The organism is Treponema primitia ZAS-2 (genome assembly GCF_000214375.1).
GTDB lineage: Bacteria > Spirochaetota > Spirochaetia > Treponematales > Breznakiellaceae > Termitinema > Termitinema primitia.
In genome coordinates this window covers 2,986,030-2,999,418 of the sequence record NC_015578.1, presented here as the reverse complement: position 1 = coordinate 2,999,418, position 13,389 = coordinate 2,986,030, and the positions used below count along the sequence as shown (strand labels likewise).

General features: G+C 49.6%; 13 protein-coding genes and 1 pseudogene. 5 read left to right on the top strand and 9 right to left on the bottom strand.

Annotated elements, in window-relative coordinates:
- Window positions 1-112: 112 nt before the first annotated feature.
- The 8 genes and pseudogenes from garR to TREPR_RS12915 form a co-directional block, all read right to left on the bottom strand.
- A pseudogene (garR, locus tag TREPR_RS12950) lies at window positions 113-997 on the bottom strand (2-hydroxy-3-oxopropionate reductase); the annotation flags it as partial.
- 10 nt (window positions 998-1,007) lie between these two features.
- The gene (locus TREPR_RS12945) at window positions 1,008-1,943 is read right to left on the bottom strand and encodes a transketolase family protein (RefSeq protein ID WP_015708773.1); all 936 of its coding nucleotides are present in this window, start codon (window positions 1,941-1,943) and stop codon (window positions 1,008-1,010) included.
- 2 nt (window positions 1,944-1,945) lie between these two features.
- The gene (locus TREPR_RS12940) at window positions 1,946-2,782 is read right to left on the bottom strand and encodes a transketolase (protein ID WP_015708772.1); all 837 of its coding nucleotides are present in this window, start codon (window positions 2,780-2,782) and stop codon (window positions 1,946-1,948) included.
- Between the two features lie 50 nt (window positions 2,783-2,832).
- The gene (locus tag TREPR_RS12935) at window positions 2,833-4,050 is read right to left on the bottom strand and encodes a uroporphyrinogen decarboxylase family protein (RefSeq protein WP_015708771.1); all 1,218 of its coding nucleotides are present in this window, start codon (window positions 4,048-4,050) and stop codon (window positions 2,833-2,835) included.
- A gap of 26 nt (window positions 4,051-4,076) precedes the next feature.
- Complete coding sequence (locus TREPR_RS12930) at window positions 4,077-5,378, bottom strand: TRAP transporter large permease (protein ID WP_015708770.1); 1,302 nt, start codon at window positions 5,376-5,378, stop codon at window positions 4,077-4,079.
- Window positions 5,379-5,390: 12 nt separating this feature from the next.
- Window positions 5,391-5,912, bottom strand: coding sequence for a TRAP transporter small permease (locus tag TREPR_RS12925; RefSeq protein ID WP_169313429.1), 522 nt, complete (start codon window positions 5,910-5,912; stop codon window positions 5,391-5,393).
- A gap of 109 nt (window positions 5,913-6,021) precedes the next feature.
- Window positions 6,022-7,038 (bottom strand): TRAP transporter substrate-binding protein, encoded by a 1,017-nt coding sequence (locus TREPR_RS12920; protein ID WP_041611198.1) that lies wholly within the window; start codon window positions 7,036-7,038, stop codon window positions 6,022-6,024.
- Window positions 7,039-7,122: 84 nt separating this feature from the next.
- Complete coding sequence (locus tag TREPR_RS12915; protein ID WP_015708767.1) at window positions 7,123-7,941, bottom strand: sugar phosphate isomerase/epimerase family protein; 819 nt, start codon at window positions 7,939-7,941, stop codon at window positions 7,123-7,125.
- A gap of 158 nt (window positions 7,942-8,099) precedes the next feature.
- On the opposite strand from TREPR_RS12915, the gene TREPR_RS12910 reads away from it, so the two are divergent.
- Window positions 8,100-8,831, top strand: a complete 732-nt coding sequence (locus tag TREPR_RS12910) for a FadR/GntR family transcriptional regulator (protein WP_015708766.1) — start codon at window positions 8,100-8,102, stop codon at window positions 8,829-8,831.
- 88 nt (window positions 8,832-8,919) lie between these two features.
- On the opposite strand, the gene TREPR_RS12905 is transcribed toward TREPR_RS12910, so the two are convergent.
- Window positions 8,920-9,417 (bottom strand): hypothetical protein, encoded by a 498-nt coding sequence (locus tag TREPR_RS12905; RefSeq protein WP_015708765.1) that lies wholly within the window; start codon window positions 9,415-9,417, stop codon window positions 8,920-8,922.
- A 405-nt stretch (window positions 9,418-9,822) separates the two neighbouring features.
- Between TREPR_RS12905 and TREPR_RS12900 the strand changes: the two genes are divergently transcribed.
- The 4 genes from TREPR_RS12900 (at window position 9,823) to dmpG (ending at window position 13,379) form a co-directional block, all read left to right on the top strand.
- A complete protein-coding gene (locus TREPR_RS12900) occupies window positions 9,823-10,647 on the top strand; it encodes an alpha/beta fold hydrolase (protein ID WP_015708764.1) in 825 nt (274 codons plus the stop codon).
- Window positions 10,648-10,650: 3 nt separating this feature from the next.
- Window positions 10,651-11,433: a 2-keto-4-pentenoate hydratase gene (locus tag TREPR_RS12895; protein WP_015708763.1), complete on the top strand. Its 783-nt coding sequence runs from the start codon at window positions 10,651-10,653 to the stop codon at window positions 11,431-11,433.
- Window positions 11,434-11,503: 70 nt separating this feature from the next.
- The gene (locus TREPR_RS12890; RefSeq protein ID WP_015708762.1) at window positions 11,504-12,370 is read left to right on the top strand and encodes an acetaldehyde dehydrogenase (acetylating); all 867 of its coding nucleotides are present in this window, start codon (window positions 11,504-11,506) and stop codon (window positions 12,368-12,370) included.
- Between the two features lies 1 nt (window position 12,371).
- Complete coding sequence (gene dmpG / locus TREPR_RS12885; RefSeq protein WP_015708761.1) at window positions 12,372-13,379, top strand: 4-hydroxy-2-oxovalerate aldolase; 1,008 nt, start codon at window positions 12,372-12,374, stop codon at window positions 13,377-13,379.
- Window positions 13,380-13,389: the final 10 nt, after the last annotated feature.

The window sequence follows — 13,389 nt, the reverse complement described above, 5'->3', positions numbered from 1 at the left end:
GCCGGTTTCCAGCTTCGGGATGTAATGATGGACACACATGGACAAGATTTTTCTCATCCCTGTGTGTCCGTGGTTGATGGGGGAACCCTATTCTGTAAACCCGTGAATATCCCTATTTTCTTACTTCAATTTTTGCCATTTGTTCATAGTACCGCATTATTGCACTGTGATCGCTGGCTGCGTGACCGTCGTTCTTGAGGAACTGGAGGGTCTCCATGACCCCAGCTGTAAGGGGAATCGGAACATTCAGGTCGTGGGCGGTATCCAGGGCGTTCTGCAGATCCTTGATATGCAGTTCAATGCGGAAACCGGGTTTGAAGTTACCATCCAGGATCATGGGTATCTTGGCGTTCATAACTGTGGAGCCCGCAAGCCCGCCTTTTATCGCCTCAAACACTTTTTGTGGATCAACCCCGGCTTTGGTGGAAAGTACAAAGGCTTCGGATACCGCAGCAATGTTGAGGGCTACAATAATCTGATTCGCCAGCTTAGTAACATTACCGCTGCCTATATCGCCGGTCAGGGTGACCGAGGAACCCAGTTTGTCAAGGATGGGTTTTGCCTTGTCAAATGAAGCCTGATCGCCTCCCACCATGATCGCCAGGGTACCGTCAATCGCTTTGGGTTCGCCCCCTGAAACCGGGGCGTCCAGGAAGGCAATGCCCTTGGCTTTAAGGGCGGCCCCAACTTCCTGGGATGCCGCGGGGGCAATGGAACTCATATCCACCACCAGGGCGCCGTTCTTTACTCCTTCAAGAACCCCGTCTTTTCCCAGAATAGCTTCCTTAACATTGGGCGAATTAGGGAGCATGGTTATGATAATATCACTTTTGGCGGCTACATCTTTGTTGGATGTCCCCCCCTCTGCGCCCAGGCTTACCAGGTCGTCAAATTTTGCAAACTTATCAAATACTACCAGTTTATAGTTCGCCTTGATAAGGTTCTTCGCCATGGGCCGTCCCATGATCCCTAATCCAATAAATCCTATAGTCATATCTTCCTCCGTCTTATTTACCCAATGCTTTTTTTACCGCATTGTATATGTGATTTGTTGAGATCCCGTATTTTTCCAGCAGTTCCTCGTATCCGTGGGCGGATGTGCCAAATTCGTCGTTTATACCCACCTGCTCAAAGGGTAGATTAACTTCCCCTATAAGCAGTGACGCGATTCCCGCCCCCAGGCCGCCGATCTTTACTGCTTCTTCGGCGGTGATAATAGCTTTTTTACCGGCGGTGTATTTCAGCAGCTCCTCTTTGAGAAGCGGTTTCAGGGAGCTTACATTTACTACCTGAACGCCGATCCCGTCTTTCTTAAGCAGTTCCGCTGCTTCCGCAGATTTTGAAACCATGACGCCGGTAGCAAAAATAACCGCATCCCCGCCTTCTGTGATGGGGTAGATTTTGCCCAGTTGAAATTCTCCATCAGGGGAAGTAAAGACCGGAAGATCGTTCCGGTTGATCCTGATGTAGGCCGGCCCCTGATAGGAAACCAGGAACCCCATCATTTTTTTTACTTCTACCGCATCGCAGGGGTTAAGAACTATCATATGGGGCAGGGTTTTGATAATATTTCCGTCTTCTACGGACTGGTGGGTTTTTCCGTCACCAAAATCGGAAAGCCCACAGCTTGATCCGCAGATCCTTACATTTGCCTTTGGAATGGCAATGGAACAGCGTATCTGATCATAGGCCCGCCCGGCGGCAAAAACAGCAAAGGTGCTGTAGAAGGGGATTTTACCGGTTAAGGCAAGTCCCGCAGAAGTGGAAGCCATATTTTGTTCCGCGATTCCCATTTCAAAGTAACGGTCAGGAAAGGATTCTTTGAAAACATAGGACATGGTTGATTTCCCTAAATCCGCTTCCAATACCACAATGTCGGAATTCTGTTTGCCCAATTCAACCAGGGCATCGCCGTAAGCTTTTCGGAGGCTTTGTTTTTCCATAATTATAATCCTGCCTTTACTGCGTCCAGTTCTTTGAGCGCCTGTTTGTAGGTTTCTTCTGTGAAGGTTCCGTTGTGATACGCAGGGTTTCCCTCTGCAAAGGAGAAGCCCTTGCCCTTAATGGTTTCAAGGATTATGACCGAAGGTTTTCCCTTAAGGGTTTCTGCCTTTTCCACGGCCTCCAAAATATTTTCAACATCGTGTCCCTTAGCGTTAATAACGTTCCACCCGAAGGCGCTCCATTTTTTATCAAGCTCAGGAATATTGAATACATCCTTGGTGGGGCCGGTGGCCTGAACCTGGTTATAGTCAATAAAAGCAGTCAAATTATCAAGCTTGAAATTTGCCACCGCCATGGCCGCTTCCCAAAGCTGCCCTTCGGACTGTTCCCCGTCACCCATGATGGTGTATACCCGGGCGGGGCTTTTGTTAAGCCGTAATGCCAGGGCAATTCCCAGGGAAATGGATAGACCCTGCCCCAGGGAGCCGGTTACAGCTTCCAGGCCGGGAATTGACATGTCCGGATGCCCCTGGAGCAGCCCCCCCAGGGTCTTTACCCGTTTCAGCTCTTCCCGGGGAAAACAGCGGGCTTCGCAGAGCGCTGCGTATTGAATAAGCGCCGCATGGCCCTTGGAAAGCACCAGCCGGTCCCGGTTCGGGTCCTTCAGGCGATCTGCGCTGAAATTCATCTTGTGGAAATATAGCAACGCTATTGTCTCCGCCAATGAGCATGATCCACCCAAATGGCCCGCAGCGCCAATGCCGATCATTTCAACCAAATCATAGCGCAGCTGAAGGGCTATTTTTTGGAGATCCTTTTTTTCTTCCGGTTTTAACATAAAAACTCCTTGATGCGTTCTATTGTTACAATTAGTATTATTACTTTCATTTACCGCCGATACTGAAGGGCCACATCATAAATGGCGCTTATTTTTTCCGGACTTACATTTGCTTGAATGTTATGTACAGGATTAAATATAAATCCGCCGTCTTTCATAAAAACCTTGGTAAGATACTCGGTTTCTTTTCGGATTTCCTCCAAGGTTCCGTTGGGGACCGTGAACTGCATATTTGCCGCTCCGCCCCAAAATACAATGTCTTTGCCGTATTCCTTTTTTAACTGTACCGGGTCCATATTTTTTGCAGAGATCTGTACTGGGTTCAGAATATCTACTCCCGCATCAATCAGATCCGGAATTATCGGGAAGATTGAGCCGCAGCAATGGGTGGCAATTTTTTGCTTGGGGTACTTTTGCTTGATGAACTGAAACATCCGTTTGTGATACGGTTTGACCACATCCCGGTAGGTGTCCAGGGACATCATCAGGGATATCTGGGTCCCCAAATCATCCACAAAACGGAAAATGTCGATATAATCGTTGCACTTGGACAGGATGCGGTCAATATCATTAATATAAATATCCGTGAGCCGTTCAAAATACCGGTGTATCATTTCAGGATTGGACATGAGCTGCACCAGGAATTCTTCGAAACCCCAGCCGAACAGTCCCGCCTCTACCAGACGCCCGCCGAAGGGGAATACAACGGCCTTATCGGTTTCTTCATAGAGCCGTTTGCTTTCCTTGGCCAGATAATCAATTTCTTCATCCGAGACGCCCTGTAGTTCAAGGGTATCGATCTCATCCTCATCCTCTATATTCTTATAAGGGAAGTGGATGAGGTCAAAATAGAATCCATTTTCCGGCATCCTGGCAACGCCGATACCTTTAGCATTTTCAATAATCAACCCACCCTTGCTATCGGGTTTTGGATTGAACCCCCCGGGAACCAGAACGTTTTTTCCGTTATGCAGTTTCCACTTTTTCCAGTCCGCCAGTTTGATCCCAAAATTTGGGGCATACCGTTTAAGCTGTAGGATATCGCCACCAAAATGGTCGAGCATTGCCGGGGAAGGATCTGCCAGACACAGAAAGATATCAAACAATACGGGGTCCTCCCCGGGATCCATGCCCAGATGTTCCTTAAGATCAAGGTAGGCAAAGATACTTATTCCACTTGATGTGGTGGAGCAAAAATCAATAGCCGGAACTTCAGGTTCCTGGTGGTTAATGGTTTTTCGTACCCGTTCACGGGGTGTTTCAGACATAGTAATACTCCTTTTATCGATCTTAATTAATTCCTCATCAACAGGCTGGGAAGAAACAGAGAAATCTGGGGAACAAAGGTGATCAACATCAGAATAATCATCATAACCAGGAAAAAGGGTATAAATGCCTTAAGCACATCGGTTATGGCGATCTTCGCGATACCGCAGGATATGAACAGACAGACTCCTACGGGGGGCGTAAATAGGCCAATGGCGAGGTTTACCACCATGATGATACCAAAGTGCACGGGGTCCACGCCGACCGCCACCGCCACAGGAAGCAGGATGGGGGTAAAGAGAGTAACCGCCGGGGCAAGGTCCATCCAGCAGCCCACAAAAAGCAGAACTGCGTTGATCAAGAGGAGGATGATGACTTTACTCTGGGTGGCAGCCATCAGGCCGTTTGCAATGGCCCGGGGAACACCCTGGGAGGTAAAGAACCAGCCAAGGGCACTTGCAGAAGCGATCATCAGTGCTACCAGGCCTACGGTCATTGCCCCCTGGTAAATCAGATTGGGTATCTGTTTAACTTTCAGTTCTTTGTAATAGAAGAGACCTAACATGGTCGTGTAAAAACAGGCAACTCCCGCAGCTTCGGTGGGTGTAAAGAACCCGCTGATAATTCCGCCAATGATGATAACCACGGTTCCCAGCGCAGGAAGGCTGCGGACACAGATCTTAACGCTTTCTTTAAAAGGGTACCGTTTTTCCGCCGGATAATTGCGTTTTTTGGAAATAACTGCGCTTACCGACATGAGCCCGAATCCGACAATAATACCCGGGACAACGCCTCCCAGAAAGAGCTGACCGATGGAAGTACCGGATGCTATGGCATAGAGTACCATGGGTATGCTCGGGGGTATCATGATGCCGATGGTGGAGGATGTGGCGGTTACTGCTACAGTAAAGTCCTTGTCAAATTTACGTTCTATCATCGTGGGGATGAGAATTCCCCCCAAGGAGGCGGTATCAGAAGAGGCGGTACCGGTGATACCTGCGAATATCATACTGGCCACAATGTTTACATAGGCAAGCCCACCCCGCATCCATCCGACAAAAACCATGGACAGGTTCATTAAGTCTCTGGTAACTCCGCCCATAGCCATGATCTGACCGGTAAGCATGAACAGGGGTATAGCCAGGAGTGTAAAGGAATCAAGACCGACAAACATCCGCTGAGCAATTACCATGAGGGGCAAATTACTCACCAGGACAACTCCCCCCAGTGTGGCAATACCAAGGGCGAAAGAAATAGGAACTTTGATGACGATCATCACCACTAACATGGCAAATACCACAAGGGTAAGAAGCAGGATATTAGTTATCATGGTAAAACACTCCTAATTGATAGCTTGCGTTCCTGTCTCGTCCGCCGAAACAGATCTGGTAATTTTCCCCTTAAGGAAAAGGTTGTCAATAATAGTCAGAACGGTAAACAGTACAATTAAACCACACCCCACGGGGACCGAAAGATAAAACCAGAAAAAAGAGAGCCGAAGGACGGGGGAACGCTGCTTGCCGACCATTTCCAGCAATTTAAAACCTTGAAAGGAAACCACCCCTGAAAACGTAAGGATCAAAAGCCAGGAGACATAGGTCATAATAGTCTGAACCGTTTTATTCCATTTCAGATAGAAATAGTCAATGGCAAGATGCTGACCCTTAACAAAAGTAACCGCTGTGGAAAGCAGGCAGAACCAGACGAAGGTCAGACGCCCTAGTTCCTCTGTCCAAGTCATTCCGGAAAAGGGGAGATACCGGAAGGCGATCTGCAGCAGTACCGCAGTAATCATAACTGCCCCGATTATTTTGATAATGAATCCGATAATAACATCAAAAATGATATGGATAAGCTTTTCCAAAAAAATGCCTCCTAGTGAAACAAAGTCAGGATGTCCAATAAGGAGGGCAAAGCCTATGGCCTTGCCCTGATTTCCGCACATCCCAATCCGTACTATAACGGAACCAGAATTACTGTTTCTGGAACAGCGTTATAAGATCCTGGCCGATGGTGGGCGTATATTCTGCATAGAGCGGCGCAAGGACACCGGTGAAGCTGCTCTTATCCGGAACTTCATTAACAATCATCTTGCCTTCGCTGACCAGTTTTTCCTCAAAATCCTTTTCGCCGTTGATTTCAAACTGGGTACCGAAAGCACCTGCCTCCCGGCCGGCTTCAATAATGATCTGCTGATAGTCTGCAGGCAGGCTCTCCAAGAACTTGGTCCCGATGCAAATAATATTCGGGGTCACCAGGTGGGCGGTCTTGGAAAGGTACTTGGTAACTTCAAATTCCTTGCAGTTGTAAATTTCCGCAACATTGTTTTCCGCAGCTTCAACTACACCGGTCTGAAGGGCCATATAGCGCTCAGCAGTAGGGATGGGGGTGGCTTTGGCATTGAAAAGGGTCATGGCCTTCAGCATGGGCGCACTTTCCATGGTACGGATCTTGAGGTTTCTGAAATCGGCTACGGTGTTAATGGGACCCTTGGCGCTGTAGACATGCCGGGGAGTTCTGACCATCCAGCCGATGGTGCGAATCTGGGCTACGTCCATAATATGCTTGGTCAGGATATCCCCGGCTTCACCATCAAGAATATCGTAAAGTGCCTGGGGGGACCTTGAAATATAGGGCAGATCAAAAATAGAGAACTTGGGCGCCACCGTGGACAGTACGGCGGCTGTTATCTCCGCTACCTGAAGGCTCCCCATCTGCAGCCCGTCGATATAATCCCGGTGATTTCCCAGTTGTGAGGCGGCATATACTTCCCCGGTGACCGCACCGTTGGTCCGTTCGTTCACCAGCTTGAGGAATAGTTTCAGGCTTGAATCAAGACTGTCCCCGGGCTGACCGGCAGTGGCGACTTTAAAAACATAGGTAGGCCGGGCTGAAGTGGATGGCGCCTCCTTTTTTGAACAGGTGCTCATAAAAAACGCAAGGGATAAAAGAGATACAAGAACGATAGTTTTTTTCCATATACTTTTCATTTCAATTCCTCCATATAAAATTATTCCCGTTATACGACGGAAATTATTACACATTGCTTCCCACTGCCCATATACGCCGGGAAATCACACATACTTACGGGCAAAGGCCACGGCATCATCAATTCCCTTCCAGCCGTTTCCACTGGCCTCTTCGATGGCTACCCAGCCGTCAAACTTATTGTCTTTTAGCACTTTAAATATTCCGTCATAGTCCACCAGTCCCTGGCCAATCTGAATGGGTGTCCATTTGCCGACTGTGGAAGTATCGTTCAGATGGACGGTCCATACTTTTTTAATTACCTTCTGCAAAAGCTCAACCGCATTTGCCCCGCAGGCTACGGCATTGGCGGTGTCAAAATTGATGCCCACAGGCAGGTCCTGTATTTTTTCGGCCACCGCAAGGAAGGCTTCGGGATTGAAGGAAAAGTCGATCAAAGGCCAGGCGCCGGGTTTGGAATGATTCTCAAATACCAGTTTGACCCCGTATTTTTGGGCTGTATCGGTAACCTTGGAAAAACAGTCCACGCATCGTTTGGCCCCCTCTTCTATTCCCAGGCCGGGGTGGTTCATCCCTGCGGTAATTCGCATATACTGGAAACCCAGGTCCGATACCAGGGCAATATCCCGTTTGAGGTAGTCGATTTGTCGGTCCCGCTCCAGGGCATCGGGATTGGTAAAATCGGGGTAGGTACATACCATGAAGGGCTGTATGGTAATCCCTGCATTTTTGCTTTCTTCCTTTAAACGGTTGATAAGGGTGGCGGTATGATTGGGTATAAACATGATACTGATGTCGTATCCATCCACCCCCAGCTTCTGGGCATGGGCGGCCCATTCGGCAATGGAAATTTCCCCGGCGTTTATTTTTGCAAAAAATGAAACCGGCAATATGCTTAATTTCATAAAAATCTCCTGGTAAAAGTTGTATGATATGTTATTATCACATGACTATTGACGCTTGTCAACTTTTTTTTTAGTTTTATAGACACTTTTGGATTTTTATATAAAGATTGAAATCTAAGGTAGGGCCTCGATTACAGAGAAAGATTTATAGGATAAATATGTACAATATTGAGAAGCTTAAAACTGAATCACTCCGTACCCAAGTATATATCAAGCTCAAAGAGCAGCTTTTGCGGGGGGTATGGAAAGAGGGGGAAAAGCTTCCCGCGGAGCACGCACTCTGCGCCCTGTTTGGGGTAAGTCGGGTAACCGTCCGAGGGGCCTTACAGCAGTTGGAAATTCTGGGGCTGGTGGAAACAAAACAGGGGGGCGGTACCTTTGTAAAGAATTTTTCTTCAATAGAGGGGGTGGATACCTTTCATCCGGTTATGCAGATCCAGAGGAATCAGGACCTCATAACCATCCTGGAATACCGGAAGATCATCGAAAAAGGCTCCGCAGGAATGGCCCAGGAACGGGTAACCCCCGAAGATATAGCCTCCCTGGAGGGAATTTATCAAATTATGATGGATACGGTGGAGGATCTTAAGACTTTTAGCGAGGCAGACCTGGCTTTTCATTACCGTATCGCCGAAATAACCAGGAATCCTATCATTATTAAGGTATATGGACTGATAACCGAGATGCTTTCGGTGGCCATGGAGGATATAGTCCGGCAGTTGGGTCGCCGGGACGGTCTGACCTACCACCGGGCCCTGATTGATGCCCTGAAAAAAGGGGATAAGGCCAAAACCGAGTCGATCATGGAAGAACATATAGAAGTTACCATTAAACGAATCCAGGAAAGTGACGAATTTGAAGAAGATGCCCTTTGGAGCGGATCCCTGTAAAAGGCGGTAAAAAAAACCGTCTCCCAAACGGAAGACGGCGATTGCCCATTGGGATGGGCATCTTTGTTTTATTGGTGATCTCTAAAAACTAGAATATACCGAGAAATTTCTTCCCCTGATCACCAGCCTCTCCCCCTTCATCAGGGTTCATCCCTGATTGATTCGAGCTTTTTGGCGTGCTTGTTGTTGTGCCGTTTTCCTTGCTTACAGTGGTCTCGGTCAAATTTTCATCAGAATATTTAATCGCCAAAGCAGAACCATACCAAGTATCTTTAGAACTGAATATAAAAGTAAATAATTTTGAGCTTTCGCGCTTTACATCAATCATGATGTTGACTATACCGTCTCCACCCAATTTTTCGGCTTCTCTCAGCAACGCATCGTAGGTAATCTTCTCGCCATTCCCACGATCAACAATGGTTTCATAGCGGACTATCCCAAGAATTTTAACATCCTTTGCCGCCGGAACGCCTATGTTCCATGCCGTACCGGTGTATGTATCCTTCAAGCTGGAAACGCAACCCGGGAGGACCAAAGTAAATGCCAACACACAGGCCAGCATTCCTAAATTCTGAAGCTTTTTCATAAAAAGTCTCCTTTAATTATATGAACCTCTCCACAGGGAGCGGCTCTTTCTCGCCGATCAAACGACGTGAAATACAGGGAATATACAATTCTTCTCATACCAGATCCTGTTCCATGGAAATACTTTCTGGCAAAAGATAGTCTACAGAATATCCTTTCAATGAAAGTTATTCAATACCAAAAAATTAGAATCTACTTGCATTGCGAGGGAATTTGTATAAATTTCATAATTTTGTGTTTTTTAAGCCATAATTTCAATAATTAATACATGATTATTTTACTAATCATCGCGGTATTTTTATCATTTTTATCATATATTTTACTTGACAAGCGGAGAAAGTGGATACAGAATACTCTTATCCCTCGCGGGAGGGACAATGGTAAAAAATAAATAAGGAGATTCACTATGGCTGAACAAAGACCCGAAATTGCGAATAATATCCAAACAGGTTCATTCAAAACTAATTACCACGATCTGGGCCAGGGCTTTCCGGTAACCCTGCTCCACGGCTCGGGCCCTGGGGTTACCGCCTGGGCAAACTGGGGGAAGCTTTTCCCCTTACTAAAGGACGATTTCCGGATTATTGCCCCGGATCTTTCCGGTTTTGGCTTTACCGAGCGCCTTCCGGGCCGGGTGGAAACCATGAACGGCTGGGTCGAGCAGACCATCGACCTTCTGGACGCCCTTAAAATCGAAAAAACCAACCTGGTGGGCAATTCTTTCGGGGGCGCCCTGGCCCTTTCCCTGGCTATCAAGTATCCCCAGCGGGTAAACAAGCTGGTCCTCATGGGCGCCATGGGGGTGAGCTTCCCCATTACCTACGGCCTGGACCAGGTTTGGGGCTACGAGCCTTCGGTGGAGCACATGGAGGAGCTGCTGGAAATCTTTACCTATAACCACAGCTTTGCTACCAAGGAACTGATCAAGACCCGCTACGAATCCAGCATTCAGCCGGGTTTCCAGGAGAGCTTCCACGCCCTGTTTCCCGAGCCCCGGCAAAAGGGGGTGGAGGCCATGGCGGGAAACCAGCAGTTTATCCGCAATATCCCCCACCAGACCCTGATCGTTCATGGCCGGGAAGACCGGGTTATCCCCCTGGACAATTCCTACAAGCTGCTCCAATTAATTGACAACGCCCAGCTCCATGTGTTCGGCAAGTGCGGCCACTGGACTCAGATAGAGCGTACCAAGGAATTCGCAGACCTGATCCGTCCCTTCTTCAAGGCTTAAGCCATGGAAGCCGGAAAAATCGCCGCCTATGCGGCCCAGCTTTTTGACGCGGAACGGAACCGTAAGTCCATAGCCCCTCTGACAAATCAGGATGCGGGTATCACTGTTGATGACGCCTATCACATACAGTTGGAAAATGTGAAAAAGGTCCTGGCTCTGGGGCACACTATCTCTGGCAAAAAAATCGGCCTCACCTCCGAAGGCATCCAGAAACAGTTCGCTGTCAATGAACCCGACTACGGCCACCTCTATGCAGCCATGGACTGTAAGGACGGTAACATAAACACTGGGGCCCTGCTCCAGCCCAAGATTGAAGGGGAGATAGCCTTCATCCTCAAGGCGGACCTTGCGGGGGGCAAAGTGACCAGGGATGATGTGCTTAAAGCCACAGACTATGTGGTGGCCTCCTTTGAAATCGTGGACAGCCGTATCGCGGACTGGAAGATCAAGCTCCCTGACACTATTGCTGACAATGCCTCATCCGGGCGCTATGTCCTGAGCAGCAGGAAGTTTAAACTCAGCGAAGTGGACCTCCCCAAGGTAAGCATGAAGCTCTTCAAAAACCAGGGCGAGCTGGTAGGGGAGGGCACGGGCGCGGCGGTCCTGGGTGACCCCTGCATTTCCGTGGCCTGGCTGGCGAACCGCCTCTGGACCTACGGGGTAACCCTGAAAGCCGGGGAAGTGATCCTCTCTGGGGCCTTCTCCGCCGCGCCGGTGGCTGTCAAAGGCGATAGTTTCAGGGCGGAATTTTCTACCCTGGGAACGGTGGAAGCGCGGTTTGTGTAGTATGCAAACCCTTTAGGTTTGCTTCTGATTGAAATATACAAGGTGTATTGCAATAAAGGGGTGATTGGTAATGGAAAAAATAAAGGTTGGAATCATCGGGCCGGGTAATATCGGCAGCGATTTGATGTATAAGGTTATAAAGAGCAAACACCTGCAAATGCACATGATGACCGGCATCGTGGAATCCGAGGGCATTAAGCGGGCTGCGGGCCTGGGCTTTAAGACCTCCATCAAGGGTGTGGACGCCGTGGCGGAGGACCCGGAGATTAAATTTGTTTTCGATGCCACCAGCGCCAAAGCCCATATCCACAATTCAGCTATTCTCAAGGCCGCCGGGAAGATCGCCATTGACATGACCCCCGCCGCTGTGGGCCCCTATGTGGTGCCCTGTGTGAACCTGGACAAACTCACCGACGAGGTGGACTTCAACATGGTCACCTGCGGCGGCCAGGCCACGGTGCCCATCGCCCATGCTATTAACCGGGCGGCTGACGCAGAGTACGTGGAGATCGTTTCCTGTATTTCCTCCAAAAGCGCAGGTCCCGGCACCAGGGCGAACATCGACGAATTTACCGAAACCACCTCCAAGGCCCTACGGGTGGTAGGCGGAGCGGATCGCAGTAAAGCTATCATTGTGCTGAACCCTGCGGACCCGCCCCTGCTGATGACCAATACGGTCTATGCCCTGGTGAAAAACCCCGACGAAAAGCGGATCACCGAATCGGTGAACGATATTGTCCGGGAAGTGCAGAGTTATGTGCCGGGATACCGGCTGCGGCTTCCCCCGGTGATCGAAGGCAATAAGGTCACCGTAATAGTGGAGGTCCAGGGCGCCGGGGACTTCCTCCCCCCCTATTCGGGGAACCTGGACATTATCAACCAGGCCGCAGTGGCGGTGGCGGAAAAACTGGCGGTAAAAATGCTGGGGGTAAAGTAGTATGGCTAACAGTAAAATTAACATAGTAGATACCACCCTGCGGGACGGCAGCCATGCGGTGAGCCACTCCTTTACTGCGGAACAGGCGGCAGCTGTGGCAGCGGGGCTGGATAAGGCGGGGATTGAGCTTATTGAGATAAGCCACGGGGACGGCATTGCCGGCTCCTCCATTAATTACGGCTTTTCCAAGGTTTCGGAACTGGATTTGATAGAAGCCGCAGGAAAAGTGGTGAAGAAAGCCAAGCTGGGGGTCCTGCTCCTGCCGGGCATAGGAACCATCGAAGACCTGAAGGAAGCCCGGGAGCGGGGGGCCAATGCGGTCCGGGTTGCCACCCATGTGACTGAGGCGGATATTGCGGTCCAGCATATCGCCTGGGCAAAGCAGGCGGGGATGTTCACCGTGGGTTTTTTGATGATGACCCACATGGCCTCTCCTGAGACCATCGTTGAACAGGCGAAGATATTTGTGGACGCCGGGGCAGATTACATCAACCTGGCGGATTCTTCGGGCTACATGGTCCCCAAGGATGTCCGCGCCCGGATAGGGGCGCTTAAAGCGGCGATCAGTATCCCTGTGGGCTTCCACTCCCACAACAACCTGGGCCTAGCGGTAGCCAATTCCCTGGCGGCGGTGGAAGAAGGGGCCTCGTACATTGACGTTACCTGCCGGGGCCTGGGCGCTGGCGCCGGGAATACCCAGGGCGAGGTTTTCTGCGCGGTGATGGAACGGCTGGGCTACGAAACCGGGGTACACTGTTACGAGCTCATGGATCTGGCGGAGAATGTGGTGGAGCCTATAATGCTGCGGCCCCAGGTGATACGCACCGATTCTCTCATGTTGGGGTACGCTGGGGTTTACTCCAGCTTCCTCCTCCATACCAGAAAAGCTGCGGAAAAGTACGGCATAGCCCCCCGGGATATCCTGGTGGAGCTGGGGAAACGCCGCATGGTGGGCGGCCAGGAAGACATGATCGTGGATGTGGCCTATCAGTTGTCCCAGAAAAAGTAAGGGTAACGGA